Below are 25,211 nucleotides of genomic sequence, written 5' to 3'. Positions count from 1 at the left end.
ATGCGCGGGACGGCAGGCTTGATGCGAAAGACGCTCTTGTAACAGCCGGTTACCACGCCAAGTTTGGGCCTTTGCCGTTCAGCGGAGCTGCCCATGACCGTCGCCGTTCTCAACGCCCTTTCGCGCCCCTTACTCGAGGGCAAGCTGCCTGAGGGTGTCGAGCCTTTGTGGTTCAACGATACCGATGAACTCATGGCTCTGGCGCCGCGCGCGGAAGTGGCGTGGCTCGACATGATAAAACCGCCCGTCGCTGCCGAGGCGATTGCTCTTATGGATGGCCTGAAGTGGTACAACGCCATGTCCTCCGGCGTGGATTGGCTGCCGCTGGCGATCTTCCGTGAGCGCGGGACGGCGCTCACCAATGGTGCGGGCATTCACGCCCAGACGGTTTCCGAATATGCGGTCATGGGCATGCTGACGATGGCCAAGGGCTGGCGTGAAGTCGTGCGGGCGCAGGACCGGCATGAATGGCTGATGGAGCCTCCCGGCAAGCGCGAACTGCTGGATGCCGAAGTGCTGGTGATCGGCGCGGGCGAGATCGGCTCGCGCATCGCCGAGATGCTTCGTGTGTTCGGGGCCAAGGTTACGAGTGCGCGGCGGCGGCCCGGTCCGGCTGACCTTGGCCAGGACGAATGGCAGGGCGCGCTGGGTCGGTTCGACTGGGTGATCCTGATCGTGCCCTCCACGCCAGAGACCACCGGCATGTTCGGCGCAGGCCAGTTCGCCGCGATGAAGCCGGGGGCGAGCCTGCTCAACTTCGCACGCGGCACGGTCCTCGATCAGGATGCGCTGCTGGCGGCGATCGATTCGGGGCATCTGGGCGGCGCATTCCTCGACGTCACAACGCCCGAGCCGCTTCCGTCCGACCATCCGCTGTGGAGGCGTGAGAACGTGCACATCTCGATGCACCTGTCGGGCCGCTCGCAGGATGCACTGCTGGCGCGGGGGACAGCGCGGTTCCTTGGCAATCTCGAGCGCTATTGTCGTGGTGAGGCGCTCGAACATCAGGTCGACCTTTCGCAAGGCTACTGAGGCAGCAATACTGATCCCGGGGGGCATTCTTCGGGTGTACGCGCGCGCCTGTTCCTATTAGTTTTGTCAGGAGGCTATCGAATTCATCAGGGAGAGGCCCGGGGCAAATCGCGTATCAGCCTCGGGAGCAACCGGCCGCACTGTATAGGCCGGCAACGAAATGTGGGGAAAGCGGATCATGGCTGAGAGCGACAAGCGCAAGGCATCGGACTTGTTTATCGAATGTCTGGAGCAGGAAGGTGTCGAATACATCTTCGGTGTTCCGGGCGAGGAAAACCTCGATTTTCTCGATTCGCTTTCGCGCTCCAAGCAGATCAAGCTGATCCTGACCCGGCACGAGCAGGGCGCCGGTTTCATGGCGGCGACGTATGGACGGCACACCGGCAAGGCGGGCGTCTGCCTCTCGACCCTGGGGCCGGGCGCGACGAACTTCGTGACGGCGGCCGCCTATGCGACGCTGGGCGGCATGCCGATGTTGATGATCACCGGCCAGAAGCCGATCAAGAAGTCCAAGCAGGGCCGCTTCCAGATCCTCGACGTGGTTTCGATGATGCAGCCGATCACGAAGTATGCGCACCAGATGGCGTCGTCTGACAACATCCCGAGCCGCGTGCGTGAGGCGTTCCGCATTGCCGAGGAAGAAAAGCCCGGCGCCACCCACATCGAACTGCCGGAGGATATCGCCGACGAGCACACCGATTCGCGTCCGGTGCCGCGCTCGATTGTGCGTCGCCCCACGGCGGACGTGAAGTCGATCGTGCAGGCGGTCGATGCGCTGCAGAAGGCGAAGCGGCCGGTGCTAGTGATCGGTGCGGGTGCCAACCGCAAGATGACCAGCAAGATGCTGGGCGAATTCGTCGAGAAGACCGGCATCCCGTTCCTCACCACGCAGCTGGGCAAGGGCGTGATCGACGAACGTCACCCCAGGTTCCTCGGCTGCGCGGCGCTGTCCTCGGGCGATTTCGTGCACCGCGCGATCGAAGATGCCGACTGCATCGTCAACATCGGACACGACGTGATCGAAAAGCCGCCGTTCTTCATGACCAACGACGGGTCGAGGGATGACCGCACCGTCATCCACGTCTCGACCAAGACGGCTGAGGTCGATCCGGTGTACTTCCCGCATATCGAGGTGATCGGCGATATCGCCAACGCCATGTGGCAGCTCAAGGAAGCCATCACCCCGTCGGAAAAATGGAATTTCGATGCGATGCTGCGCTATCGCCAGGCCGAGGTGGAGCACACCGCGAAGCTGGCCGCTGACGAGCGTTTTCCGATCTTCCCGCCCCACGCGGTCGAGCAAGTGCGCGGCGCGCTGCCCGACGATGCGATCATCTGTCTCGACAACGGGATCTACAAGATCTGGTTCGCGCGCGGCTACTCGGCGCGGGGCCGTAACACGGTCCTGCTCGACAATGCGCTGGCGACGATGGGAGCAGGGCTGCCCTCCGCCATGGCGAGCGCGATGGTCTATCCGGGGCGCAAGGTGCTGGCGGTCTGCGGAGACGGCGGCTTCATGATGAACAGCCAGGAAGTGGAGACGGCGGTGCGCCTCGGTCTCGACCTGACGGTGCTGATCCTGAACGACAATGCCTACGGCATGATCCGCTGGAAGCAGGCGAACATGGGCTTTGCCGATTTTGGCTTGTCTTACGGCAATCCTGATTTCGTCAAGTATGCTGAGGCTTATGGCGCCAACGGTTACCGCGTGGAAAGCTCGGGGCACTTGAAGGAACTGCTCGCCCATTGCCGGGATACGCCGGGCGTGCACATCATCGACTGCCCGGTCGATTATTCCGAGAACGACAGCATCCTCAACACCGAGATCAAGGAAATGTCGCGGGCCCTCTGAGGCTACGGGATCGGCTGCAACAACAAGGCTCGTCATCCCGTGAAGGGATGACGGGCCTTTTTTTCGTGCTTCGGGCCTGACGCCGCTGCGCCTGATCGTGCGGCCTTTTCAGCAGTCTTCGAGGAGTAGCAGCTGCGCCTCTACGGTCATGCGCGGATGCGGGGCGAGGTGGTGTTCCACCGCGATCACCGCAGCGTCCGCTACGAGCTGGCCGACGATGGTGAACTCGTGCTCGGGCAGGGCGGCAACGTATGCCTCGCCGTGCAAGATTCCTTCCACACCATTAAATTCCAGAACGATAACGTGCCGCGATCCGGTGAACGTCGCGCTCGACCACGCCTTTTCGGTGTGCAGCAGGAACTGCGCTGAGCCGCCGGCCAGCTGCAGCATTTCCGCGAGCAGGCGCAGCCATGGGCCGCGCTGGGGGCGTGCCGGTGCAACGGGCGATTCGTCGTCCTGGCGCAGGTCGTGGGGGGAGGGGGTGCGAAGGGTATTACAGGGCATGGCGGTCCTCGATCGATCCGGTGTGATAGGTGTTCATGAACTGCTCGACGCGCGCGGCGGTCTGTTCGCGGGGCAGCCGGCCATTGCGCAGATCTGCCACGAACCGCGGGTCTTGGGCGGCAAGGCGCCCGAATTTGGTCCAAGGCATTTGTGTCTTGCGCAGGAAGCGCTCGATCTTGCGCAGGAGCATCCTGGCAGGTCCTTTCTGTAGGATTCGACTCTATGTTCACATTATGTTCCAGCTGAAATCCTACTTGTCTAGGAAATTTCCTACGATTATAGTTACAAGATGGAAATTGATCCTGCCCGCCGCCGCTTGCTGGAACTGGCTGACGAACGCCGGGTCAGCTTGACGCGGCTTTCGCAAATGCTGGGGAAAAATCCGAGCTATCTTCAGCAATTTGTACGGAAAGGTAGCCCCCGCCGGTTGGAAGAGCAGGACCGGGGAATGCTCGCGCGTTTCTTCGGAGTCGGTGAAGATGAGCTGGGCAGGGTGAAGGAAAATTCCTACGCCGTTGCGGCTGTGCCGAAGAAATCCGAATGGGCCGACGTTCCGCGTCTGGCCATCGGCGCCTCGGCTGGGCCGGGCTCCCTCGCGGATGGCGAGACGGTGTTCGATACCATCCGGTTTTCGAATCGCTGGCTGCGCACGATGGGGCTGCAGCCCGGCAACCTGTCGACCATCGTCGTGAGCGGCGATTCGATGGAGCCGACTTTGCGTGACGGCGACGAAATTCTGGTCGATCGGACGCTGCGGCCCCGCCGCGACGGAATCCATGTCGTGCGGCTGGGCGACGGCCTGCTGGTCAAGCGGCTCGATACCGCTCGTTCCGGGGTTATCGTGCTGATCAGCGATAACGCTGCCTACCCGCCGGTCGAATGTGTGCCGCAGGACGTGGAAATCATCGGCCGGGTGGTGTGGAAGGGCGGACGAATCTAGGCCGGTTGCAATCGGGCGGTAGTGCGGCCATTTTTGCGAGCATGACCGAAAACACCGACACTGCCGTCAAGCAGGCCCCCGCCCGGCAAGCGATGCGGGTGGGCATCATCCCCGTGACCCCGCTGCAGCAGAACTGCTCGCTCCTGTGGTGCACGGCCACGATGCGCGGCGCGCTTGTCGATCCGGGCGGCGACCTGCCAAAGCTGAAGCAGGCGATCGAGAAGACCGGCGTCACGATCGAGAAGATTCTCGTTACTCATGGCCATCTCGATCACTGTGGCCAGGCGGGTGTGCTTGCCAAGGAACTCGGCGTTCCGATCGAAGGACCGCACGAGGAGGACCGCTTCTGGATCGCACAGCTTAGCGACGACGGTCCGCGCTGGAACATGGAGGCCTTTACCTTCGAGCCCGACCGCTGGCTGGAGGATGGCGACAAGGTGACCGTCGGCGAACTGGAGCTCGACGTCGTCCACTGTCCCGGGCACACGCCGGGGCACGTTGTATTCCACCACGGGCCGAGCCGTTTTGCGATGGTCGGCGACGTTTTGTTCCAGGGCGGTATCGGCCGCTGGGACTTCCCGCGCGGGAACCTCGATGATCTTGTCGATTCGATCACGCAGAAGCTCTGGCCGCTGGGCGACGATGTGACCTTCGTGCCTGGGCATGGGCCCGTCAGTACATTCGGACAGGAACGCCGGACGAATCCTTATGTCAGCGACGATGCACTCGATGGGCGTCGGCCGGGGCAGGGCCTTTACGGATAAGATGCGTCATCCCGGACTTCCGGCCTTTGGTGTAGGGGCCGGGATGACGCTTATAATCCTTCAGAAGCGCCCCAGCGCGATCAGTATGGCCATCGCCGACAGGCCCAGCAGTACCAGCACGGTGGTGATGAACCCGATTGCGCGCAGCGGCGACTGCTCGGCCTTGTCCATCCCGAAGGCATGGGCGATGCGTGCCAACATGTAGAGCGAGCCGACGACCGCGAGCCAGGTGCCGCCCTTGCCGGTCATTTCGATCGCAGCGATGAGAATCAGTACGAAAGGCGTATTCTCTACGTAGTTCGAATGAGCGCGCATGCGCTGCAAAAGAATCGGGTTGCCGCCATCGCCGTGCCATACTTTACTGCCAAAGCGGACCTTGCCGGTGCGGACCGCGAGCCAGAAGTTTAGCACGGCTGCCGCTGCCGCAAGGCTCAGGGTGGTCTGCAGAATCATCTAATGGTGCTCCGGGTAGGCCGAATGTCGGCTTGGGCTCGTTCGTGGTTGTCATGAGCGAGGGAGTAACGGGTTGCAACTCGCCTGAAATGAGGTATAGGCGCGCCTTCGCAAGCCGCCATGTCCGACTTCGGCCATTGGCGGCGTTTTTTACAGAACAGCAGTTCCAGGAACAGGTGCCGAAATGGCTGTCCCTAAAAGAAAAGTTTCCCCTTCCCGCCGCGGTATGCGTCGTAGCCATGACGCGCTTACGGTCGCAGCATTCCATGAGTGCTCGAACTGCGGCGAACTGAAGCGTCCGCACAACCTGTGCGGTGCTTGCGGTCACTACAACGGTCGTGAAATCGTCGCGGTCGAAGTTTAAAGACACCTGACGAATTTCGGAGAGAGCCCATGAGTTTGCCGCGTATCGCCATTGACGCGATGGGCGGTGACGAGGGCGTGCGTGTCATGATCGACGGCGCCGCACTCGCGCGCCGCCGGCACGACCGTTTCAAGTTCCTGCTTGTGGGTGATGAGACGCGGATTAAAGCCGCGCTCGAATCGCATCCCAACTTGCGGGCCAGCTCCGAGATCCTTCATACCGAAGGCGTCATCAGCGGCGAGGACAAGCCGAGCCAGGCCTTGCGGCGTGCCAAGGGTACGTCGATGGGCAAGGCCATCGAAGCGGTCAAGCTCGGCAATGCCGGCGCGGCCGTAAGTGCCGGCAATACCGGCGCGTTGATGGCCATCGCAAAGCTCTCGCTGCGTACGATGCCTGGTATCGATCGTCCCGCGCTAGCAGCCTTGCTGCCGTCGCTGGGCGACAGTGATGTCGTCATGCTCGACCTTGGTGCGAACACCGAGTGCGACAGCCGTAACCTGGTCCAGTTCGCGGTGATGGGCGCTGCCTATTCCCGTATTGCGACCGGGCGTGAACAGCCGCGCGTGCGGCTGCTCAACATCGGCAGCGAAGAAATCAAGGGCACCGACGAGGTGCGCGATGCCGCCGCCATTCTCAGGCGTGCGGCCGGCGACCTGTCGATGTCGTTCGACGGCTTCACCGAGGCGGACAAGATCTGCCGCGGTGAGGTCGATGTCGTCGTGACCGATGGTTTCTCCGGCAATGTCGCCCTGAAGGCGGTCGAGGGCACGGCGCGATTCGTGGCCGACCTGTTGAAGCGTGGCTTCTCCAGTTCGCTGCGTTCGAAGATCGGCTTCCTGATCTCGAAACCGGCGACCGAGCTGCTCAAGTATCATCTCGATCCCAACAATCACAATGGCGCGGTCTTCCTTGGCCTCAACGGCATTGTCGTGAAGAGCCACGGTAGCGCCAACGCTGCCGGAGTGGCCAATGCCGTGGCGGTCACCGCGCGGCTCCTGGAGGAAAACGTGACAGAGCGCATCACCGCCGACCTTGCCCGCCTGGGAGGGTCGACCTTGCGTATGCCACGTGTCCAGGAAGAAAGCGCCTGATGCTACGTTCGGTCCTGATCGGAACCGGCTCGGCGCTTCCGCGCCAGGCTGTCAGCAACGCCGAACTCGCAACGCGGGTCGACACCACCGATGAGTGGATCGTCGAGCGTACCGGCATCACCAACCGCTACATCGCCGCGCCGGACGAAACCACGTCCAGCCTTGCCACCGAGGCAGGCCGCAAGGCGATCGAGGCCGCGGGAATCGATGCGGCGTCGATCGATCTCATCGTGCTCGCCACCGCGACGCCCGATCAGACCTTCCCGGCCAGCGCCACGATCGTCCAGCGCAACCTGGGTTGCCGCGCGGGCGGCATCGCCTTCGATGTTGCCGCTGTATGCTCGGGCTTTCTCTATGCCATGGGCGTCGCCGATTCGATGCTGCGCACAGGCATGGCCAGGCGCGCGCTCGTAATCGGTTCGGAAACCTTCAGCCGCATCCTCGACTGGGAAGATCGCACGACTTGCGTCCTTTTCGGCGATGGCGCCGGCGCTATTGTTCTTGAAGCGCAGGAACAGGAGGGTGAAAACCCCCGGGGTATCCTAGCCACCCGTCTTCACGCTGACGGCGCGCACAACCAGTTACTCTTCGTCGACGGTGGTCCTTCGACCACCGGAACGGTCGGCAAGCTGCGTATGAAAGGCCGCGAGGTTTTTCGCCACGCTGTCGTCAATCTCGCCGAGGTTCTACGCGAAGTCCTTGATGAAGTTGGACTTTCCACCAACGACATCGACTGGCTGGTACCCCACCAGGCCAATGCGCGCATTCTCGATGCGACCGCGAGGAAGCTCAACATGCCTGCCGAGAAGGTGGTCATGACGGTCGGTCAGCACGCCAACACCTCGGCCGCTTCGGTCCCCCTCGCTCTGGACCAGGCGGTCCGCGACGGGCGCATCAAGGTCGGTGATTTGGTCATGCTTGAGGCCATGGGTGGCGGATTTACGTGGGGTGCAAGCCTGATTCGGGTCTAATGGTTGCCTGAATTGGTCCAGTTGCGTTCAATATTGGACGCAGCATTGCTTTCTTCGCGGTTTTTCATATTATCACTGCATCAGCGCACGAAGGGGATGCGGGCTTGATGCGCTCAACAGATACTTTGACCAGGGCAGAGATCGCCGAAGCCATTCACAAGAAACTGGGCATATCCAGGGCGGAGTCGCTTGCCATGGTGGAGTCGATCCTCCAGCAGATGTGCTCGGCTCTCAGCAATGGCGAGAACGTCAAGATCTCGGGCTTCGGGACCTTCCTGCTTCGCGACAAGGGCGAACGGGTCGGCCGTAATCCCAAGACCGGCGTGGAAGTGCCGATCACGCCAAGGCGCGTGATGACCTTCCGGGCCAGCCAGATGTTGAAGGACCGTATCGCCCAGGATTGAAGGGAAAACCCTTCGGGATAAGGCAGGTATGAGCGTTTCAGACACCCAGGCAGACCAGGTTTCCAGCGACACGGGCCGCGGTGTTGTGCCGATATTCGACGACGGCAAGGACCCCGGAGCGCTGCGCACCATTGGTGAGGTCGGCAAGGCTCTGGGAATTCGCCCCCATGTTCTGCGCTACTGGGAAGAACAGTTTTCCGCCCTCAGCCCGATCAAGCGCAGCGGTTCGCGCCGGTATTACCGGCCCGAGGACGTGGCGCTGATCGCCCAGATCGACCATCTCGTCCACCGCGAGGGCTATACACTACGCGGCGCTGAGAAAGTCATCGCGGACAAGTTATTGCAGTCAGATGCAAGTATTCCGCAAGCCGTTCCCGAAGTTGCTACCAAGTCGGTCGACGAAGAGTTCTTTGGGAAACTTGCTGCGATTCGCGCCGAACTCGCTGCGGGGCTGGCCGTAGCCTAAACGGCTCGGTTGCCGGCCTGCGATGCGGGCAAGTGAATGCAGCCATATCCAACTGACCCGTTGATCTGTATGCGCCATGGACGCCTTGGATGGCGGGTGGCCCGGCGTGCGGTAGCGCGCCGGATCTGCCTGACCACCTGTCGCTCCTTTCCCCGCTGGCCGGGGCCGAACCAGAAGGTCGCTGCCGAAGTCTCATGGAAGTGAATGTACCCACTCTCGCCGATCTTGGCTGGAAGCCGGTTTTCAGCGCGCAGGTTTCGGCCGAGGAAGACCAGCAATGCCAGCCGGTTCGTGTCATGGCCGTGTACCGCGGCATGATCGCGGTTGCGGGCGAGGAACTGGAGGCCATGATTCCCCCCCGCATTTCCGATTCTCAGGGCGAGGAAGATCGCCCCACGGTCGGCGACTGGCTGCTCATCGACCGGGAGAGCCGGGAAGTGATGCGTATCCTTACCCGCGTGAACCTGTTCAAGCGTCCCGCGCCGGGTCACGGCCGCAGCATTCAGCTCATCGCCGCCAACGTCGATACGCTTTTCATCGTCGCCTCCTGCAACCAGGATTTCAGTGTTCCGAGGCTGGAGCGTTATCTGGTTCTGGCGCGCGAAGTCGGGGTGACGCCGGTCGTGGTGCTCACCAAGATTGACCTTACCGATGAGCCCGAGGCGTTTCGCGAGGCTGCGCGCGAATTGCAGCCTGGTCTTCAGGTCGAGCTGGTCAATGCGCGCGATCCCGCGAGCGTGGCCCGCCTTGCCGGTCGCTGCGGGCTTGGCGAGACGGTTGCGCTGCTGGGTTCGTCGGGTGTGGGTAAGTCCACGCTGGTCAACACGCTGCGCGGTTCTGACAGTATTCTGACCCAGGAAGTACGCGAAATCGACGGCAAGGGTCGGCACACGACCACCGTGCGCGAGATGCATCGGCTAAATCAGGGGGGCTGGCTGATGGACACCCCCGGCATGCGCGAATTCCAGATCTCGGACGCGACCTCCGGGATTGCCGAAGTGTTCGACGACATCGTCGCCCTGACGCTGGAATGCCGCTTCACCAACTGCAGCCACGAGGCCGAGCCGGGATGCGCCATTCAGGCGGCCCTGGCGCAGGGCACGCTGACAGTCACCCGCCTCGAGCGATGGCGCAAGCTGTCTGCCGAGGACATCGTCAATACCGACAGCCTGGCGGAGCGGCGCAGCCGCACGCGGGGCACCGGAAAAAGGAAATAACGTATGGCTGATCTATATTTGAAGGCGCTGCAATCCGAGCGCAAGAGTCTCTGGGCCGCCTGCCGCCTGAAGGGCCTTGCCAAGGGCACGCCCGAGCGGCTCAGGATCGAGGAACTGGACAAGCTGCTGGCCGAGCACAAGGCCAAGAAGGCGGGTTGAACCCCGCCTGTTCAGTCGTTCAGGTTAGGCCCGAGCGAAGGGTCGAGATCGCGCGGGCGGATAAGATGGACGAGCCGCCCGCAGTTTTCGCCCAGATCGGCCCAGTTCTCGATATCGAGCTGGACCACGGCGTAGGCCGCGGTGGGAAACTTGTCCTCCACCACGTCGCGCATCGGGCTTGAGCCGTCGTCGGGCACGAGGTCGAAGATCAGGTCTTCCAGCCCCGGGTTGTGCCCCACCAGCAGGATCGAGCGCGGATTTTCATCCTGCTCGCGCAGCACGTCCATCAGCGTTGCCGAATTGGCTAGGTAGATGCGCCGGTCCCAGGTGATTGGCGGGGTTTCGCCTGCGGCCTCCCCGGCCAGCTCGATGGTCTGGGTTACGCGCACGGCGGGGGATGCGAGGATACGCTTCCAGCCGACCAGATTCTCCCGCCCATAATCGCGGATGTGCTTGCCCATGACGCCCGCGCCGACCCGGCCACGCTTGTTCAGCGGACGGTCGAAGTCACGCAAGCGCGCGTCGTTCCAGTCCGATTTGGCGTGGCGGAAAATGCCCAGGGTCTTCATGATTGCGAACCAGTTCCTGCAGCGGGGGGGTCAGAACAGCGGCGAGGTATCTTCGGCCGGGACGGCCGGTGCCCCTGAAGCATGGGCGGCCACGCGATGTAAAGCCTCCTCCAGCGAAATCCGCCGGATCGGGGTTCCTTGCGGGAACGCGGAGAGCAGGCGCGAGGGAAACGCGGGCGAGAGCACCACGAAATGGCCATGATCCTCGCGGCTGCGGATCAGGCGCCCGAAGGCCTGCGCCAGCTTCGCGCGGATGAGCGAATCGTCGTAGGCACTGCCCCCGTTCGCCAGCCGCCGTGCGCGGTGGAGGATCGAGGGGCGCGGCCAGGGCACCTGTTCCATCACGACGAGCCGCAGCGAATGGCCGGGCACGTCCACCCCGTCGCGCAGGGCGTCGGTGCCCAGCAGCGATGCGGCGGGATCGTCGCGGAAAATGTCAACCAGCGTGCCGGTGTCGATCGGGTCGACATGCTGGGCGTAAAGCGGCAGTCCGCCACGCGCGAGGCGGTCGGCGATGCGGCCGTGTACTGCCCGCAGGCGGCGGATCGCGGTGAACAGGCCCAGTGCGCCGCCCTGCGAAGCCTCGATAAGGCGGCCATAAGCCCCCGCTAACGCAGGGATATCGCCCTTGGGCACATCGGTTACGATCAGCACTTCGGCCTGCGCGGCATAGTCGAACGGGCTTTGGTGCGCGGACAGGCGCGGCGCCACGTCGATCTGCGCAGCGCCCGATTTGGCCACTGCCTTGTCCCAGTTCTGCCCGTCGCGCAGCGTGGCCGACGTCAGCATCACGCCGTGGGCGGGTTCGAGTACCACTTTGGCGAAAGGCTTCATTGGGTCGAGCCAGCGGCGATGGATGCCGATGTCGTATTCCCGCGCCTCGGAGCGGTCCACCGCCAGCCAGTCGACGAATTCGGGATCGGCCGCGCCGCCCAGCCGGTTGAGCAGCGATTCCCACGCGGCGAGGGTGTCGACGCGCCATGTCAGCGAATGACGGGCACCTTCCAGCCGCGCGCGGCCGGGGCCGTCGAGCCAGTCTGGCGGTTCTTCCAGCAGGGCTTCCAGCCTCATGCCGAGGCGGATCAGCGGTTGGCGCAGTTCCACCAGCGCCATGCGCGCGGCCTGCGACACTTCGACGAAAGCGCCCTCCAGCCCGGCCGCCTCGGTTTCCAGCGCATAGCCAGCGTCCTGCCCGCCGCTTTCGTCGCGGGCGTAGACGGTGGCGCGCACGGCCGAGAGCAGTTCCTCCAGCGGGCCGGAGGCGGCGTTTTCGGCCAGACGCTGCATCCAGCCGTCGCCGGGAAGGGCTTCTGCGGCGGCGCGGGCATCGGTGATGGCCTTGCCGCCGACCTCGTCATAGCTGGCGATGTCGGCGAGGCGCGCGGCTAGGCCCCGGCGGCGGCCGCGTGCGTTCTTTTCCGGGCCGATCACCCAGCGCCGCAGTTCGATCGCCTCGGCCCCGGTGAGGGCAGCGGCAAAGGTCGAATCGGCGGCGTCGAAGACGTGGTGGCCCTCGTCGAAGACGATGCGGGTGGGGCGTGATGCGGGATCGCGGCCGCGCGCGGCATTGACCATGACCAGCGCGTGATTGCCGATCACCAGGTCGGCGCCGATGCTGGCGCGGGTGGCGCGCTCGATGAAGCATTTGCGGTAGTGCGGACAGCCAGCATAGACGCATTCGCCGCGCTGGTCGGTGAGCGAGGCGATGCCGCGCTGGCGAAACAGCGTGCCCAGCCAGCCCGGCAGGTCGCCGCCGATCATGTCGCCGTCGCGGCTATAGGCGGCCCAGCGCGCTACCAGCTGCGCCAGGATCGCTGCGCGGCCCTGATAGCCGCCTTGCAGCGCATCCTCCAGATTGAGCAGGCACAGGTAATTCTCGCGGCCCTTGCGCACCACGACCGGGCGGGTGCCGTCGGCGCGGCGTTCCGGCCAGGCCCGGCGGCTTTCCTGCCGAAGCTGGCGTTGCAGCGCCTTGGTATAAGTGGAAACCCATACCGTGCCGCCGGACTGCTCGGTCCACAGCGAGGTGGGGGCGAGGTAGCCCAGCGTCTTGCCGATGCCGGTGCCGGCCTGCGCCAGCAGGACATGCGGGCGGCCAGACCGTTCGCGCGGGGCGAAGGCGTGGGCGGCCTCGGCGGCGTAGGCGCGCTGGCCGGGGCGCTGTTCGGCGCTCGATCCGGTCAACTGCGCCAGCCGGGCCAGCACGGCCTCGTCCTCCAGCACGATCTGGCGGGGCTGCGCGGGTTCGGGGCTTTCCTCCCATTCGGGCAGACGGGTGAACAGCCAGCGCTCGGCGCGTTCCGGGCGGCGGACGCGGGGGGAGAGCAGGGTGGACCACGGCCAGCGCATCTTGGTGAGCGATTGCAGTGCGGTCCATGCGCCCTCGCGCTCGGGCCACGCATCGCTTTCGCACATTTCGAGCAGGGCTCCGGCTGCTTCCTGCAGCAGGCGGGGCACGTCGGGGTCTCCGGTCGGCTCGGTCAGGCCCAGCGCGTGGGCGAGGCCCTTGGGCGTGGGCACCACGAAGCGCGCCGGGTGGATGAAGGCGTAAAGTTCCAGCAGGTCCAGCCCGGCGAGGTCGGGATAGCCCAGCCGCGTCGCCAGCAGCGGGGCGTTGAGGATGAGCTGCGGCGTATCGGCCGCCACCGTCACTGCCTCGCCCTTGGAGATCGTGCGCGTAGATTCGCCATCGCGCCGCCAGCAACCGCTGTGACTGGCATGAAGGGCAGGGAGGGACAGCGCGGCCATGGCCCCGTCTTAGGGACGACGAGGCAGGTTGGAAACGGCGGGTCCGGGGATGCTCACGCAAAAATTACAGGGGGATACATTTTTGGCCCTTGTATGAGATCATTCTAGATATATCTTAGAGCCATCATGAAGAATATGGAACGCAAGATGAGAAACGAAGACAACACACAGGAGCGCGGTCACGGACGTGGTCGCAGGGGCCGCGGCTTCGGTCATGGGCGTGGACACGGATTCGACCGTGAAGCGGTGATGGCGGCTATGATGGCCAGGGCGGAGGACGGCGTGGACGAAGTCCGCGCGGTGCTGGGCCGGCGCGGCAAGCATGCCATGGTGCGCGGCCTGATGGGCGCCGGTGCTTTCGGCGGACGCGGCGGGTTCGGGGAAGGCTTCCCCGGCGGGCGCGGCGGTTGGGGCATGGGGCCGGGTGGTCCGGGTGGTGGCCGCGATGGCGGCGGTCGTGGTGGCCCCGGTGGTGGGCGGCGCAAGCGCCTGTTCGACCAGGCCGAGCTGCAGACCCTGCTCCTTGCGCTGATCGCGGAAAGCCCGCGTCACGGCTACGACCTGATCCGTGAGATCGAGGCGCTTTCGGGCGGCGACTATGCGCCCAGCCCCGGCGTGGTCTACCCCGCGCTGACTTATATGGAGGAATCGGGCCTGATCGCGCCGGTCGCGGACGGCACTTCGCGCAAGGCTTTCGAGGTTACCGATGAAGGCCGCGTCAAGGTCGAGGCGGACAGCGCCAAGGCGGCCGAACTCAAGGAGCGCCTCACCGCACTTGCCGCCCAGCGGGACAAGGTTGACCCTGCCCCGGTGCGCCGCGCCATGCATGCGCTCAAGACCGCGATGTTCGACCGCCTCTCGCAGGACGGCGCGGACCGCGAACTGGTCCTCAAGGTGGCCGATGCCATCGACGAGGCCACCCGCAAGATCGAAAGGATCGAGGGATGAACACTATCGAAGCGAACGTGAAGACGGCCAGCGGCGGCAAGTACGTCAAGCAGCTGTGCAACCACTGGAGTCACAAGCTGGAGACGCAGGTGGAGGGGGATACCGGAACGGTCACTTTCCCTACCGCCGTCGCCACCATGGCAGCGGACGATAGCGGCATCGCCATTGCCATCACCGGCGCGGACAGTGACGAGGTGGAGAAACTGACCGGCGTTGTGGCCAACCACATCGACCGCTTCGCCTTCCGCGAAGCGCCGCTCACGTATGAGTGGTCCTGGCGCGAGGGCTAAGGCCGCAGTTCCTCCCCGGCCAGCTCGGGGAGGAATGCACTCCACCCTTGCGAAAATCGCGCATTTCGCCAATGAGCGCGGCCATGACTGAAAATGCCCTGATCGAAGCCGCACGCGTATCCAAGGCCTGGCCCTTCCAGGAGGCGCAGAAGCTGCTCAAGCGTTATCCTCAGGGTAAGCGCGACGAGCAGGGCAACCTTGTGCCCGTGCTGTTCGAGACCGGCTACGGCCCATCGGGCCTGCCGCATATCGGCACTTTCCAGGAAGTTCTGCGCACCACGCTGGTGCGCCGCGCCTATGAGGCGCTGACCGGCGGCGCGCCGACGCGCCTTGTCGCCTTCTCGGACGACATGGACGGGCTACGCAAGGTTCCCGATAACCTCCCCAACGGCGATCTGCTGCGCGCCAACCTTGGCAAGCCGCTCAGCCGCATCCCCGATCCGTTCGGCACGCACGAGAGCTTTGCGCATCACAACAATGCAATGCTGCGCGACTTCCTAGACCGTTTTGGCTTCGACTATGAATTCGTCTCGGCCAGCGACCGTTACAATTCGGGCGGCTTCGATGCCGCGATGAGCAACGTTCTGGCCCATTACAAAGGCATCATGGGCGTCATGCTGCCGACCCTGCGCGAAGAGCGCCGCAAGACCTATTCGCCGGTCCTGCCGGTCTCGCCCACCAGCGGCGTGGTCCTTCAGGTTCCGGTCGAGGTGCTCGACGCCGCCACCGGCATGATCCGCTTTACCGACGAGAACGGCACTGTCATCGAGCAGACCGCGTTCGGCGGTCAGGCCAAGCTGCAGTGGAAGGTCGACTGGGCGATGCGCTGGTACGCGCTCGGCGTCGATTACGAGATGTGCGGCAAGGATCTGACCGATTCGGTCACCCAGTCGGGCAAGATCGTCCAGATCCTTGGCGGCAAGCGGCCGGAAGGCCTGATCTACGAACTGTTCCTCGATGAGAACGGCGAGAAGATATCCAAGTCCAAGGGCAACGGCCTGACCATCGACCAGTGGCTGACCTATGGCACCGAGGATTCCCTCGGCTTCTACCTGTTCCGCGAACCCAAGAGCGCCAAGCAGCTCCATGTGGGCGTGATCCCCAAGGCTGTCGACGAATACTGGCAGTTTAGGGGCAACCTGGCAGGGCAGGCGCTCGACAAGCAGCTGGGCAACCCGGTCTGGCACCTGCTGCGGACCAATGGCGACAAGCCGGGTGCGGGCGATACCCTGCCGGTTACATTCGCGCTTCTGCTCAACCTCGTGGGCGTGCTGGGCGCGGACGCGACGGCGGAGCAGGTGTGGTCGTATCTCGGCAATTACGTAGCCGACGCCAATCCCGAGGCGCACCCCGCGCTGGCGGACATGGTGCGCGCCGCGCTCGCGACCAACCGCGACTTCATCGCGCCGACCCTTAAGCGCCGCGCTCCGTCCGCGAACGAGGCTGAGGCGCTGAAGGCTCTCGACGCGCAGCTTGCGGCGGCCGGGGCCGATGTCACCGCCGAAGACCTGCAGAACGCCGTATACGAAATCGGCAAGAACGAGGCTTACGGCTTCGAGACCCTGCGCGACTGGTTCAAAGCGCTTTACGAAACCCTGCTCGGTTCGTCGCAGGGGCCGCGTATGGGCAGCTTTATTGCCCTTTACGGCGTGCCCGAAACGCGCAAGCTGATCGCCGAGGCGCTGGCGGCATAAGCGGTCAGGTACGGATCTGGCGAGGCCCGATGCACAAGACGTCCCGGACACCCGAAGAACTCTGCGAGGAACTGCTCGGCCGCACGCTGGCGGATGTGGACCACGAGGAGCGGCGGGTTCTGGAACGGATTGCGTCAGGCATCCTGATGGGCCCGGACGCGCAGGAGGAAGCGGCGCTTCACGCCACTTTCGCCGACAAGCTGGCTGACCGCGTGGCGGCCGTCGGCGGCTCGTGGGGCTTCATCATCGCTTTTGGCGTGGTGCTGTTCGGCTGGATGCTGGTCAACAGCAGCGCTTTTGAGATGTTCGGCCTGCATCCCTTCGATGCCTACCCCTACATCTTCCTCAACCTGATGCTGTCGACGCTGGCCGCAATCCAGGCTCCCGTCATCATGATGAGCCAGAACCGCGCGTCGGACAAGGATCGCATCGCCGCCCGCCACGATTACGAGGTCAACTTGCGTACCCAGCTGGAGATCATCCGGCTGCACAAGCGTATGGATCACCTGTTCGAACTTCTCGCCGCGCGCTCCTCGGCCAAGGGCGGCGACGAAACCTGAGCGATCCAGAGGTCGACCACCGTTTCCAGAACCGGCAGGGGCAGGGAACCATATCCCAGCACGGCGGCATGGAAGCCGCGAATGTCGAAGCGGTCCCCCAGCATCGCCCGCGCCTTGGCCTGCAGGCGCTGGATGGTGAGGGCGCCGATCTTGTACGACAGTGCCTGCGCCGGCATCGCGATATAGCGATCGACTTCGGTCTGGGCATCGCTGCGGCCCATGCCTGAATTGGCCAGCATGTAGTCGATTGCCTCGGAGCGCGACCAACCCTGCGCATGGATGCCGGTATCAACCACCAGACGCATCGCTCGCAGCATCTCGTCGTCGAGCGTGCCCCAGTGCTGCAGCGGGTCGGCGTAGAGGCCCATCGGATATCCCAGAGTCTCGGCATAGAGCGCCCAGCCTTCGACGAAGGCGCTGTTGTCGCCGTAACGCTGGAATGGCGGCAGGTCGGCATTGGCGCGTGCCAGGGTGATCTGGAGGTGATGGCCGGGCACGGCTTCGTGAAGGTAGAGCGTGGTCATGCCGCTGAGAAAGCGGTGCGGCAGGTCGTAAGTGTTGAAGAAGAACACGCCGGGGCGGCCGCGCTCGGGTGAGCCTTCGGCATAGGAGCCGCCGGCCTCGTAGCGGCCGCGGTAGACGGGGTAGGGCTCGATCAGCAGCGGGGCGGCGGGACCTTGCGCGAAGTAGCGCGGCAGGGCGGCGTCCACTTCGCGGCCGATGCGCGCGAAGCCCTGGGCCAGTTGCTCGGCGGACTTCGGATGAAAGCGGGGATCGCTTCGCAGCCGGTCGAAGAAGGCGCCAAGATCGCCGGTGCCGCCCAGTTCGCGCTGCACCCCTTCCATCTCGCGGCGGATGCGCGCGACTTCGGAGAGGCCGAGCCTGTGCACTTCTCCCGGGTCAAGCGGAAGCGTCGTTTCGCGGTGGATCAGCACGCGGTAGAGCTGCGCGCCGCCCTTCATCTGAGACAGGCCCACGCTGCCGGGTGCGGCAGGCAGGTATTCTTCCGCAAGGAACGTGCGCAGGCGGCGGTATGCGGGCAGCACCTGATCGTGCAGGGCGGCTGTGAACGCGGTGCGCAGGGCATCGCGCCGGCTTTCGGACACCGTCTCCGGGAACTGGTTCAGCGGCTGCAGAAACGGCGAGTCTGTGCCGCTGCGGGCAAGGATCGCGTCGATCTGGGCGATCATGTTCTCTACCGTCAGGCGCGGTTCGATAACCTGGCTGGCCAGCCCTTCGCGAAAACGCTGGATCGCATTGTCCAGCATTTGCGGAAATACGCGGTAAAGCGCGAGGGCACGCGCGTAGTCGTCCTCATCGGCATAGGCGATGACGCCCCCGGGGGCGATGAGCGAGGGAAACTCGACATGGAGGCCGCCGAAGTGGTTGAACGGACGCACATCCGTCAGCGCGCGCACTTCGGGCCGCAGCGCGGTCAGTTCCTCGTCCTTGAGGGCGGCGAAGACGTCATAGGAAATCTGCAGGTCGGCCGGCAGGTCGGAGCGGTGGATCGTCGCCAGTGTGTCCCGGCTGCGGCGTGCGGAGGTCAGCTGGTCGCGTGCGAGGGCATCGGTGTAGATGCGGGCAAGGTCGGCGATGTCCTCGTTATCGCCGCGATAGAGGGCGGCCAGAGGGTCGAGCGTGTCTTCCCTGGCGGCATCATCGACGAAGAGGTCTCGCAGGCGGCTGGCCTGGCTCTCGGCGCTGGCAGGGGCCTCTGCGGCGACCTGAGGGGCAATCGCGAGCGCACCCGTTGCCATTAGCGCCGCAGCCGCGCTGGCGAGGGCCAGTTTCGCGATCTCCGGACCTGTCCGCCCCATCATTGCCAGGTGCGGGCCCGGAACCACTTGGTGACGACGTATTTCACGCCCCGCACCACCGGCCTGGCGGCGTGCAGGGTCCAGGGGTTGGGCGCGCCGCAGGGCTGGGCGTTGTTCCACAGCAGCAGCGTGCCTGCGCGCGGGGGGATGTTTAGTTCCATGCGGGGGAAGTCGGTCAGGCCGCCTTCGTCGACGGCGTTGAGATAGACCATGGCGGTCCAGCTGCGCTGCCCGCCGCAAAGCTTTTCGCGTGGCCAGTAGTGCGAGCCGGTGTCGAACCAGTCGCAATGCTCGCGGAAGTACTGCCCGCGTTGATAGCGCTGCCCCTGAGGGGATTCCCCGCAGGCGGAAGCGATGCCGGTCAAGATGGAAATGCGCACCTCCAGGTCCTGCACACAGGTGTCCATGGCGTCGAGGTCGCCTGAGAAGCTGGTCCGGTAGTCGGGCCAGTCGGCACCGTCAATGAGGCTGGAGGGGCAGGCCACGGCATCGATCGCGGCCATCAGGTGGATGCAGGCAAGGACCGGCAGGAAATCGTCGATTGCGTAGATTTCCGCGCGTTCGTCCGGAAGGCGGCGCACGCAGGGTTCACCGGCGAGCCGTTCGCGAACGCTGGCGCCTATCCGGGCGAGGGCCTTGCGGTCGGGATGGGCAGGCATCGTCATCTGCCGGGCAGACTACCTGCCATACCCTGCAGATCAATTGCCAGCCCTGCCGCAGCTGGTGAAAAGTATTCTGCGGAGGTTTTCTAGAGAAAACCCCCAGGTTCATCGAACCTGAGGGTTTTGGTCTTCGGTTTTTCCAGGCGTTTTACCAGAAGAAGTCGTAGATCACGTCGACCACTTCGCCGCTGTAGATGTCCACCAGCAGCACGTCGTCGTAATAGCGGACCCAGCGATAGGGACCGTAGACTTCCGGCAGGCGGTACTGCCACGGGTCGTTCACCCAGTAGCGGTTGCCATAGAACATCGACCCCAGCGAGAAGCCGATGCCCACGCGCCGGTACGAGTAGTTCTGGTAAGGCGAGTAGTAGCGGCCGATCTGGTAGGTTGAGCGATTGCGGCTGCGATAGCTCTGCCAGTCATAGCGGTTGTCGCGCCGCCAGCTGTTGCGGTCCCAGTTACGGTTCTGGTTGTTGCCATTGCCGCGCCACCGGTCGTTGTCAGCGCGTCGGTCGTTATTGCCCTGCCAGCCCGAGCCGCGGTTGTTGTTGTTGCCCTGCCACGACGAGCCACGGTCACGATTGTCATCGCGGCGGTCATTGTTACCCTGCCACGAGGAACCGCGGTCGCGGTTGTCGCCGCGGCCGTTGTTACGGTCGCCGCCGCGATCCACGCGGACATTGCCTTGCGGCGGGTTGTTTCGGCTCACCGGCTCGCCGTTACGGGTGCCGCCAGCCCAACCGGGGAGGTTGCGGCGGATTTCGTTGGGGCTTGCCTGCTGGCCCTGCGGTCGCTGCTGCTGGCGTTCCACCTGCTGCTGCGGCTGGGGGCGGCCTTCGTTACCGCGCCAGTTGCCACGCTGGCCGTCGTTTCCACGTGCCTGAGGTTGGCCCTGAGGCTGGGGCTGGGAACGCGCAGCTTCGCGCTGCGCGCGCATCTGAGCGTTCTGGTTCATGCGCGGTGCTTGCTGCTGCTGCTGCTGCGCCGGTGCGGCGCGCTGGGAGCGTTCACCGCGCTCGCCGTCGTCGGGCTTGGCGAAACCTGGTGTCGACATCCCCGTGACAGCCAGCGCCATGGCGCCGGCCGTGAACAGTACACCTGCTTTTATCTTTATAGTTCTTGCCATTGTTCCGGTCTCCAAAACCGAATTCGCCGGACGGCGATCGCGGCTCATCGTGGACTAACTGGTAACGTATCACCGCTGTCGCGAACGTTAACCGCTATGTTGCTCGCCGTTCATTTTCATTGAGGTCGAAATGAACAGGCCGCCGTCCCGGTTCCGGAACGGCGGCCTGTTTCATGTGGCGGAAAGCGCGGGGTGAGCCGCGCTTCCGGTCAGCGCGTCAGCTTCTTGTAGGCCAGCGCGGTCGGACGGTCGGCAGCGTCACCCAGACGGCGGCGCTTGTCTTCCTCGTAGGCGGCGAAGTTGCCTTCGAACCATTCGACGTGGCTGTTGCCCTCGAAGGCGAGGATGTGGGTGGCGAGACGATCGAGGAAGAAGCGATCGTGGCTGATAACCACGGCGCAGCCCGCGAAGTTCTCGATGGCTTCTTCCAGCGCGCCCAGCGTTTCGACGTCGAGATCGTTGGTCGGTTCGTCGAGCAGCAGGACGTTGCCGCCCAGCTTGAGCATCTTGGCCATGTGGACGCGGTTGCGTTCACCGCCCGAGAGCTTGCCGACGTTCTTCTGCTGGTCGGCGCCCTTGAAGTTGAACGCGCCCACATAAGCGCGCGTCGACATCTCGTGCTTGTTCACGGTCATGTAGTCGGCGCCCTCGGACACTTCCTCCCAGACGTTCTTCTTGGGATCGAGGTGGTCGCGGCTCTGGTCTACGAAGCCGAGGTGGACGGTCGAGCCCATCTCGATCGAGCCGGAGTCCGGGGTTTCCTTGCCGGTAATCAGCTTGAACAGCGTGGATTTACCCGCGCCGTTCGGGCCGATCACACCGACGATGCCGCCCGGCGGCAGGATGAACGAGAGGTTCTCGAACAACAGCTTGTCGCCGTAAGCCTTGGACACGTCCTTGACCTCGATGACCTTGCCGCCGAGGCGCTCGGGCACCTGGATGACGATCTGGGCCTTGCCGGGCTTGCGACCGGCCTGGGCATCCTGAAGCTGCTCGAACTTGCGGATACGCGCCTTGGACTTGGTCTGGCGCGCGGCCGGGGTCTGGCGAATCCACTCGAGTTCTTCCTTGAGCGCCTTGGCGCGGCCGGATTCCTCGCGGTCTTCCTGGTCCATGCGCTTGGACTTCTTCTCGAGGTAGGTCGAGTAGTTGCCCTCGTAAGGGAAGTACTTTCCGCGATCGAGTTCCAGGATCCAGCCCACCACGTTGTCGAGGAAGTAGCGATCGTGGGTGATCATCAGCACCGCGCCCGCGTATTCCTTGAGGTGGTTTTCCAGCCATTCGACGGATTCGGCGTCGAGGTGGTTGGTCGGTTCGTCGAGCAGCAGGATCGAGGGCTTCTGGATCAGCAGCCGGGTCAGCGCAACGCGGCGCTTTTCACCGCCGGAGAGGCTTTCCACCGGCCAGTCGCCCGGCGGGCAGCGCAGCGCTTCCATCGCGATTTCGAGTTGGTTGTCCAGCGTCCAGCCGTCGACGGCGTCGATCTTGCCTTGCAGGTCGCCCATTTCCTCCATCAGCGCGTCGAAATCGACGTCTTCCGGCGGATCGCCCATGATGTTGGAGATCTCGTTGAAACGGTCGACGAGGTCGGCGGTTTCGCGCGCGCCGTCCTTGACGTTTTCCAGCACCGACTTGGTCGGGTCCAGCTCTGGTTCCTGCTCCAGATAGCCGACGGTGATGTTCTCACCGGCCCAGGCTTCGCCGGTGAAGTCGGTGTCGATGCCGGCCATGATCTTGATAAGCGTGGATTTACCCGCGCCGTTGGGGCCGACGATGCCGATCTTGGCACCCTGGTAGAACTGCAGCGAGATGTCGCTGAGTACCGGCTTGGGAGCGCCGGTGAAGGTCTTGGTCATGCCCTTCATGACGTATGCGTATTGGGCGGCCATGGGCGTCCTTTGGATGGAAGAATACGGGTAAGGGAGTTCTTGGCAACGGCCCTTACAGGCCCGGACATGCGCCCGCAAGATGGGCGGGCATCGAGCAGGCCCCGGTTCAGCCGCGACGGCGCAGGGCTTCGACCAGTTGGCGGACAAGGCGAGGCAGGAAGGCCAGCCCGGCGGTCACCATGGGCACGCAAAGGATCGCCCAGTAGAAATTCACCGGCCGCGCAAACCCGGCAAGCAGGACCACGATAGCGCCAAGCCAGGGCAGGGCGATCCGCGCCAGCGGGGCAGGCGCACCGAGGAAGCCCGCCAGAGCAAGGAAGGCGACAAGGTAGGACAGCGGCGGCGGCAGGAGGTTGATGAGCGTGACGTCCACGATGTCGCGCAAAGGCGCCGCAGGGCCACGCATCCCGCCCCACCCTTGCGAGAGTGCATCACCCGGCAGTGAGAGCGGGGTGACGGCAAGTTTATGCAGATAGAGCGCCAGGGCATAGGCAGCGAGCAGGGCGAGCCAAGCCGCGGCCTCGCGCCTCCTGCCATCCCGCAAGGCCCAGAATGCGGCGATGGGTACGAAGGGCAGAGCCAGTTCGCGGATCGCCAGCGCGGAGGCGATGGCGAGAAGCGCGGGGACCCACAGGCCGCGCGCCAGAAGTGCCGTCGCCAGCGCGACGAGGACGCCGGCCCACAATTCATGGGTCACCACCAGGTTTGCGCTGGCCACCATGGCGCCGCCGATAAGGACCAGCAGTGTTGCGCCCACCCGCTCGGCAGCGTTGACCAATGGGCGCAGCATCGCGAACCAGGCGAGGGAGGTGATCGTCAGCAGCGCACCCAGCAGCAGGTGCGCCGTCTTCAGCCCCAGCGCGGCCTCGATCCAGGCGAGGGTCGGGAGGCGGACGGTCACGAAAGGGCTGGTCGGAAAGCCGTGGAGGCGGTGCAGGCGGGTAGCGGCGTGGTAATAGTCCTCGCCGCCGCTCACTGCCTGAGCGATGTCGACGTAGAGCTTCACGTCGGAGTACGTCCCGGTGCCGGTGATCGCAGCGCCGCCTGGCTCGGCGCGGATCGTCAGGGACAGCGCCGCCAGCACCACCAGCCCGACAAAAACGAAAAGGGCCTGGAGGCGGGTGAGCGAGGCAAACATGGCGCGGTTGTGTTCGCTTGGACGGCCAGCTGCAAGTGGCCCACCGACCGCTTTTCCACACCGACGCGTGAGGCATTTAACCGCTGCTTGGCAGGACCTTGCTGCTCGGTTAGCACCTGCAACATGAGCATTGTCACCAAGCCCCGCCCGCCCGTCGCTTTCGGCCTCGCCGCCGCCGCGCTTTCGATTGCCGTCCCGGCTTTTGCCACGCCCGTTCAAGGCTCCGGTGTCGCCTGGGACATCGTTGAGGGGCTGACCACCGAGATCGGCCCGCGTCCCGCCGGTTCCTCTGCCGAGGACCGGGCGCGGGACTGGGGCGCGGAAAAGCTCAGGGCGCTCGGCTTCCAGAAGGTCGCGGTCGAGGAATTCAAGACGCTCGCCTGGACACGCGGGCCCGAGAGCGCGGCCCTGACCGCGCCTTATGCCCAGCCCCTTGCGATCACGGCGCTGGGCTTTTCGGTGCCCACCCCCAAGGGCGGGCTGAAGGCGGAGTTGGTCTATTTCCCCACGCTCGCCGCGCTGGAGAGCGCGCCTGATGGCTCGCTCAAGGGCAAGGTCGCCTTCATCGACCATGCCATGCGGGCGGCGCAGGATGGCTCGGGATATGGCCCTTATGGCAACGTGCGCAGGCAGGGGCCGACCATCGCCTCGCGCAAGGGAGCGGCCGGGGTCGTCATCCGTTCGGCGGGCACCGACAGCCACCGCAATCCGCATACTGGGGTTACGACATTCGCCAAGGACGTAACGCCGATCCCTTCGGGCGCGGTCTCCAACCCCGATGCCGACCTCATCGCCCGAACGGCTGCGCGCGGCAAGCCGATGGCGATCGACCTGACGCTGATGGGCAAGCCCTTTCCCGATGCGACTTCGGGCAACGTGGTGGCCGAACTACCGGGCCGCGATCCTTCGCTGCCGATCATCGTCGTCGCCTGCCACCTTGATTCCTGGGACCTTGGCACCGGCGCGGTGGACGATGCCTCGGGCTGTGCGATCGTGACCGCAGCGGCGCTGGCGGCCAGCAAGGACGGGCAGGCCTTGCGCACGATCCGCGTGCTATGGTCCGGCAACGAGGAGATGGGCCTCTCCGGCGGCGGCGGCGAGCATTACGTCAGGCTGCACGGGGGCGAGCCCCACGCGATGGCGATGGAAAGCGACTTCGGCGCCGACAAGGTGTGGCAGGTGAAGTTCAACACCGCGCCCGGCGACAAGGCACTGGCAGACAAGGTGAAGGCCGCACTGTGGCCGATGGGCATCGTGCCCCATGAAGGCGCTGCCGACGGCGGCGAGGACGTCTCCGCGATCATCAAAGCGCAAAACCTCGCGGTGATCGACCTTGGGCAGGACGGGATGCATTACTTCGACCTGCATCACACGCCCGATGATACGCTCGACAAGGTCGATCCATTGGCGCTTCAGCAGAACGTCGATGCCTGGGCGGCAGTGCTTAAGGTAGTGGCGAACGAGGCAGGGCCGATCGGCAAGGTTACGGCGAAAGCGGAATAGGCGGGCGTTTCGTCTGATTTGAAGGAAGCGGAGGGCCGTGCAGTGGA

General features: G+C 64.6%; 26 protein-coding genes. 16 read left to right on the top strand and 10 right to left on the bottom strand.

The genetic code is table 11. The annotated features are described in order from the left end of the window. Positions 1 to 93 precede the first annotated feature (93 nt). Together GVL61_RS01285 and GVL61_RS01280 are read left to right on the top strand one after the other, a co-directional pair. Positions 94 to 1,032: a D-2-hydroxyacid dehydrogenase gene (locus GVL61_RS01285; RefSeq protein WP_159976034.1), complete on the top strand. Its 939-nt coding sequence runs from the start codon at positions 94 to 96 to the stop codon at positions 1,030 to 1,032. 178 nt (positions 1,033 to 1,210) lie between these two features. Beyond that, positions 1,211 to 2,884, top strand: coding sequence for an acetolactate synthase large subunit (locus GVL61_RS01280; protein ID WP_159976031.1), 1,674 nt, complete (start codon positions 1,211 to 1,213; stop codon positions 2,882 to 2,884). Between the two features lie 108 nt (positions 2,885 to 2,992). Here the strand turns inward: GVL61_RS01280 and GVL61_RS01275 are convergent, their stop codons facing one another. Together GVL61_RS01275 and GVL61_RS01270 are read right to left on the bottom strand one after the other, a co-directional pair. Further along, the gene (locus tag GVL61_RS01275) at positions 2,993 to 3,388 is read right to left on the bottom strand and encodes a hypothetical protein (protein WP_235037485.1); all 396 of its coding nucleotides are present in this window, start codon (positions 3,386 to 3,388) and stop codon (positions 2,993 to 2,995) included. After that, complete coding sequence (locus tag GVL61_RS01270) at positions 3,378 to 3,578, bottom strand: hypothetical protein (RefSeq protein WP_159976029.1); 201 nt, start codon at positions 3,576 to 3,578, stop codon at positions 3,378 to 3,380. The genes GVL61_RS01275 and GVL61_RS01270 overlap by 11 nt, the downstream gene beginning before the upstream one ends. A 99-nt stretch (positions 3,579 to 3,677) precedes the next feature. On the opposite strand from GVL61_RS01270, the gene GVL61_RS01265 reads away from it, so the two are divergent. Both GVL61_RS01265 and GVL61_RS01260 read left to right on the top strand, forming a co-directional pair. Further along, positions 3,678 to 4,328, top strand: coding sequence for a S24 family peptidase (locus tag GVL61_RS01265; RefSeq protein ID WP_159976026.1), 651 nt, complete (start codon positions 3,678 to 3,680; stop codon positions 4,326 to 4,328). A 41-nt stretch (positions 4,329 to 4,369) separates the two neighbouring features. Continuing rightward, on the top strand, positions 4,370 to 5,092 hold the full coding sequence (locus tag GVL61_RS01260) for an MBL fold metallo-hydrolase (protein ID WP_304621347.1): 723 nt from the start codon (positions 4,370 to 4,372) through the stop codon (positions 5,090 to 5,092). Positions 5,093 to 5,152: 60 nt separating this feature from the next. On the opposite strand, the gene GVL61_RS01255 is transcribed toward GVL61_RS01260, so the two are convergent. After that, the gene (locus tag GVL61_RS01255; protein WP_159976024.1) at positions 5,153 to 5,545 is read right to left on the bottom strand and encodes an MAPEG family protein; all 393 of its coding nucleotides are present in this window, start codon (positions 5,543 to 5,545) and stop codon (positions 5,153 to 5,155) included. Positions 5,546 to 5,729: 184 nt separating this feature from the next. Here GVL61_RS01255 and rpmF point away from each other — a divergent pair, with 184 nt between their 5' ends. From rpmF to GVL61_RS24715, 7 genes are all read left to right on the top strand, one after another. Further along, positions 5,730 to 5,909 (top strand): 50S ribosomal protein L32, encoded by a 180-nt coding sequence (gene rpmF, locus GVL61_RS01250; protein ID WP_082057670.1) that lies wholly within the window; start codon positions 5,730 to 5,732, stop codon positions 5,907 to 5,909. A gap of 29 nt (positions 5,910 to 5,938) precedes the next feature. Continuing rightward, a complete protein-coding gene (plsX, locus tag GVL61_RS01245) occupies positions 5,939 to 7,000 on the top strand; it encodes a phosphate acyltransferase PlsX (protein WP_159976021.1) in 1,062 nt (353 codons plus the stop codon). Then, the gene (locus tag GVL61_RS01240; protein WP_200844727.1) at positions 7,000 to 7,971 is read left to right on the top strand and encodes a beta-ketoacyl-ACP synthase III; all 972 of its coding nucleotides are present in this window, start codon (positions 7,000 to 7,002) and stop codon (positions 7,969 to 7,971) included. The genes plsX and GVL61_RS01240 overlap by 1 nt, the downstream gene beginning before the upstream one ends. Positions 7,972 to 8,078: 107 nt before the next feature. After that, positions 8,079 to 8,375, top strand: coding sequence for an integration host factor subunit alpha (locus GVL61_RS01235; RefSeq protein ID WP_159976019.1), 297 nt, complete (start codon positions 8,079 to 8,081; stop codon positions 8,373 to 8,375). A 28-nt stretch (positions 8,376 to 8,403) separates the two neighbouring features. Beyond that, positions 8,404 to 8,841: a MerR family transcriptional regulator gene (locus tag GVL61_RS01230; protein ID WP_159976017.1), complete on the top strand. Its 438-nt coding sequence runs from the start codon at positions 8,404 to 8,406 to the stop codon at positions 8,839 to 8,841. 194 nt (positions 8,842 to 9,035) lie between these two features. Then, on the top strand, positions 9,036 to 10,058 hold the full coding sequence (gene rsgA / locus GVL61_RS01225) for a ribosome small subunit-dependent GTPase A (protein ID WP_159976015.1): 1,023 nt from the start codon (positions 9,036 to 9,038) through the stop codon (positions 10,056 to 10,058). 3 nt (positions 10,059 to 10,061) lie between these two features. Then, the gene (locus GVL61_RS24715; protein ID WP_200844728.1) at positions 10,062 to 10,217 is read left to right on the top strand and encodes a hypothetical protein; all 156 of its coding nucleotides are present in this window, start codon (positions 10,062 to 10,064) and stop codon (positions 10,215 to 10,217) included. Between the two features lie 11 nt (positions 10,218 to 10,228). On the opposite strand, the gene GVL61_RS01220 is transcribed toward GVL61_RS24715, so the two are convergent. Then, positions 10,229 to 10,786, bottom strand: coding sequence for a histidine phosphatase family protein (locus GVL61_RS01220; protein ID WP_159976013.1), 558 nt, complete (start codon positions 10,784 to 10,786; stop codon positions 10,229 to 10,231). A gap of 30 nt (positions 10,787 to 10,816) precedes the next feature. Next, positions 10,817 to 13,534 carry an ATP-dependent DNA helicase gene (locus tag GVL61_RS01215; protein WP_159976011.1) on the bottom strand — a complete coding sequence of 906 codons (2,718 nt, stop codon included), beginning with the start codon at positions 13,532 to 13,534 and terminating at the stop codon, positions 10,817 to 10,819. A gap of 147 nt (positions 13,535 to 13,681) precedes the next feature. Here GVL61_RS01215 and GVL61_RS01210 point away from each other — a divergent pair, with 147 nt between their 5' ends. The 4 genes from GVL61_RS01210 to GVL61_RS01195 all read left to right on the top strand — a co-directional run bounded on the left by GVL61_RS01210 (position 13,682) and on the right by GVL61_RS01195 (position 17,026). Beyond that, positions 13,682 to 14,482, top strand: a complete 801-nt coding sequence (locus GVL61_RS01210) for a PadR family transcriptional regulator (protein WP_235037484.1) — start codon at positions 13,682 to 13,684, stop codon at positions 14,480 to 14,482. Then, positions 14,479 to 14,772: a DUF2218 domain-containing protein gene (locus GVL61_RS01205; protein ID WP_159976009.1), complete on the top strand. Its 294-nt coding sequence runs from the start codon at positions 14,479 to 14,481 to the stop codon at positions 14,770 to 14,772. The genes GVL61_RS01210 and GVL61_RS01205 overlap by 4 nt, the downstream gene beginning before the upstream one ends. A gap of 83 nt (positions 14,773 to 14,855) precedes the next feature. Continuing rightward, positions 14,856 to 16,466 (top strand): lysine--tRNA ligase, encoded by a 1,611-nt coding sequence (locus GVL61_RS01200; protein WP_159976007.1) that lies wholly within the window; start codon positions 14,856 to 14,858, stop codon positions 16,464 to 16,466. Between the two features lie 29 nt (positions 16,467 to 16,495). Next, complete coding sequence (locus GVL61_RS01195) at positions 16,496 to 17,026, top strand: DUF1003 domain-containing protein (RefSeq protein WP_159976005.1); 531 nt, start codon at positions 16,496 to 16,498, stop codon at positions 17,024 to 17,026. Here GVL61_RS01195 and GVL61_RS01190 read toward each other — a convergent pair. The 5 genes from GVL61_RS01190 to GVL61_RS01170 form a co-directional block, all read right to left on the bottom strand. Continuing rightward, the gene (locus GVL61_RS01190; protein ID WP_235037483.1) at positions 16,969 to 18,846 is read right to left on the bottom strand and encodes a DUF885 family protein; all 1,878 of its coding nucleotides are present in this window, start codon (positions 18,844 to 18,846) and stop codon (positions 16,969 to 16,971) included. The genes GVL61_RS01195 and GVL61_RS01190 overlap by 58 nt on opposite strands. After that, positions 18,846 to 19,505: a 2OG-Fe(II) oxygenase gene (locus GVL61_RS01185; protein WP_235037482.1), complete on the bottom strand. Its 660-nt coding sequence runs from the start codon at positions 19,503 to 19,505 to the stop codon at positions 18,846 to 18,848. The genes GVL61_RS01190 and GVL61_RS01185 overlap by 1 nt, the downstream gene beginning before the upstream one ends. A gap of 151 nt (positions 19,506 to 19,656) precedes the next feature. Continuing rightward, positions 19,657 to 20,634: an RcnB family protein gene (locus tag GVL61_RS01180; protein WP_235037481.1), complete on the bottom strand. Its 978-nt coding sequence runs from the start codon at positions 20,632 to 20,634 to the stop codon at positions 19,657 to 19,659. Positions 20,635 to 20,843: 209 nt separating this feature from the next. Then, the gene (gene ettA, locus GVL61_RS01175) at positions 20,844 to 22,523 is read right to left on the bottom strand and encodes an energy-dependent translational throttle protein EttA (RefSeq protein WP_159975999.1); all 1,680 of its coding nucleotides are present in this window, start codon (positions 22,521 to 22,523) and stop codon (positions 20,844 to 20,846) included. A 106-nt stretch (positions 22,524 to 22,629) separates the two neighbouring features. Further along, complete coding sequence (locus GVL61_RS01170; RefSeq protein WP_159975997.1) at positions 22,630 to 23,661, bottom strand: hypothetical protein; 1,032 nt, start codon at positions 23,659 to 23,661, stop codon at positions 22,630 to 22,632. 123 nt (positions 23,662 to 23,784) lie between these two features. Here GVL61_RS01170 and GVL61_RS01165 point away from each other — a divergent pair, with 123 nt between their 5' ends. After that, on the top strand, positions 23,785 to 25,164 hold the full coding sequence (locus GVL61_RS01165; protein ID WP_159975995.1) for a M28 family peptidase: 1,380 nt from the start codon (positions 23,785 to 23,787) through the stop codon (positions 25,162 to 25,164). The last annotated feature ends 47 nt before the right edge of the window (positions 25,165 to 25,211 follow it).

It is taken from the genome of Novosphingobium sp. 18050 (assembly GCF_902706195.1).
Taxonomy (GTDB): Bacteria; Pseudomonadota; Alphaproteobacteria; order Sphingomonadales; family Sphingomonadaceae; genus Novosphingobium.
This window is presented reverse-complemented; position numbering and strand designations above follow the sequence as displayed.

Bases quoted from the DNA above. Each gene is read 5' to 3' on its own strand.
- GVL61_RS01235 (WP_159976019.1), top strand. From the start codon at position 8,079: ATGCGCTCAACAGATACTTTGACCAGGGCAGAGATCGCCGAAGCCATT.
- GVL61_RS01190 (WP_235037483.1), bottom strand. From the start codon at position 18,846: ATGGGGCGGACAGGTCCGGAGATCGCGAAACTGGCCCTCGCCAGCGCG.
- ettA (WP_159975999.1), bottom strand. From the start codon at position 22,523: ATGGCCGCCCAATACGCATACGTCATGAAGGGCATGACCAAGACCTTC.
- GVL61_RS01275 (WP_235037485.1), bottom strand. From the start codon at position 3,388: ATGCCCTGTAATACCCTTCGCACCCCCTCCCCCCACGACCTGCGCCAG.
- GVL61_RS01185 (WP_235037482.1), bottom strand. From the start codon at position 19,505: ATGCCTGCCCATCCCGACCGCAAGGCCCTCGCCCGGATAGGCGCCAGC.
- GVL61_RS01215 (WP_159976011.1), bottom strand. From the start codon at position 13,534: ATGGCCGCGCTGTCCCTCCCTGCCCTTCATGCCAGTCACAGCGGTTGC.
- GVL61_RS01170 (WP_159975997.1), bottom strand. From the start codon at position 23,661: ATGTTTGCCTCGCTCACCCGCCTCCAGGCCCTTTTCGTTTTTGTCGGG.
- plsX (WP_159976021.1), top strand. From the start codon at position 5,939: ATGAGTTTGCCGCGTATCGCCATTGACGCGATGGGCGGTGACGAGGGC.
- rsgA (WP_159976015.1), top strand. From the start codon at position 9,036: ATGGAAGTGAATGTACCCACTCTCGCCGATCTTGGCTGGAAGCCGGTT.
- GVL61_RS01255 (WP_159976024.1), bottom strand. From the start codon at position 5,545: ATGATTCTGCAGACCACCCTGAGCCTTGCGGCAGCGGCAGCCGTGCTA.
- GVL61_RS01165 (WP_159975995.1), top strand. From the start codon at position 23,785: ATGAGCATTGTCACCAAGCCCCGCCCGCCCGTCGCTTTCGGCCTCGCC.
- GVL61_RS01280 (WP_159976031.1), top strand. From the start codon at position 1,211: ATGGCTGAGAGCGACAAGCGCAAGGCATCGGACTTGTTTATCGAATGT.
- GVL61_RS01265 (WP_159976026.1), top strand. From the start codon at position 3,678: ATGGAAATTGATCCTGCCCGCCGCCGCTTGCTGGAACTGGCTGACGAA.
- GVL61_RS01200 (WP_159976007.1), top strand. From the start codon at position 14,856: ATGACTGAAAATGCCCTGATCGAAGCCGCACGCGTATCCAAGGCCTGG.
- GVL61_RS01260 (WP_304621347.1), top strand. From the start codon at position 4,370: ATGACCGAAAACACCGACACTGCCGTCAAGCAGGCCCCCGCCCGGCAA.
- GVL61_RS01285 (WP_159976034.1), top strand. From the start codon at position 94: ATGACCGTCGCCGTTCTCAACGCCCTTTCGCGCCCCTTACTCGAGGGC.
- GVL61_RS01180 (WP_235037481.1), bottom strand. From the start codon at position 20,634: ATGGCAAGAACTATAAAGATAAAAGCAGGTGTACTGTTCACGGCCGGC.
- GVL61_RS01220 (WP_159976013.1), bottom strand. From the start codon at position 10,786: ATGAAGACCCTGGGCATTTTCCGCCACGCCAAATCGGACTGGAACGAC.
- GVL61_RS01270 (WP_159976029.1), bottom strand. From the start codon at position 3,578: ATGCTCCTGCGCAAGATCGAGCGCTTCCTGCGCAAGACACAAATGCCT.
- rpmF (WP_082057670.1), top strand. From the start codon at position 5,730: ATGGCTGTCCCTAAAAGAAAAGTTTCCCCTTCCCGCCGCGGTATGCGT.
- GVL61_RS01240 (WP_200844727.1), top strand. From the start codon at position 7,000: ATGCTACGTTCGGTCCTGATCGGAACCGGCTCGGCGCTTCCGCGCCAG.
- GVL61_RS01230 (WP_159976017.1), top strand. From the start codon at position 8,404: ATGAGCGTTTCAGACACCCAGGCAGACCAGGTTTCCAGCGACACGGGC.
- GVL61_RS01195 (WP_159976005.1), top strand. From the start codon at position 16,496: ATGCACAAGACGTCCCGGACACCCGAAGAACTCTGCGAGGAACTGCTC.
- GVL61_RS01205 (WP_159976009.1), top strand. From the start codon at position 14,479: ATGAACACTATCGAAGCGAACGTGAAGACGGCCAGCGGCGGCAAGTAC.
- GVL61_RS01210 (WP_235037484.1), top strand. From the start codon at position 13,682: ATGAGAAACGAAGACAACACACAGGAGCGCGGTCACGGACGTGGTCGC.
- GVL61_RS24715 (WP_200844728.1), top strand. From the start codon at position 10,062: ATGGCTGATCTATATTTGAAGGCGCTGCAATCCGAGCGCAAGAGTCTC.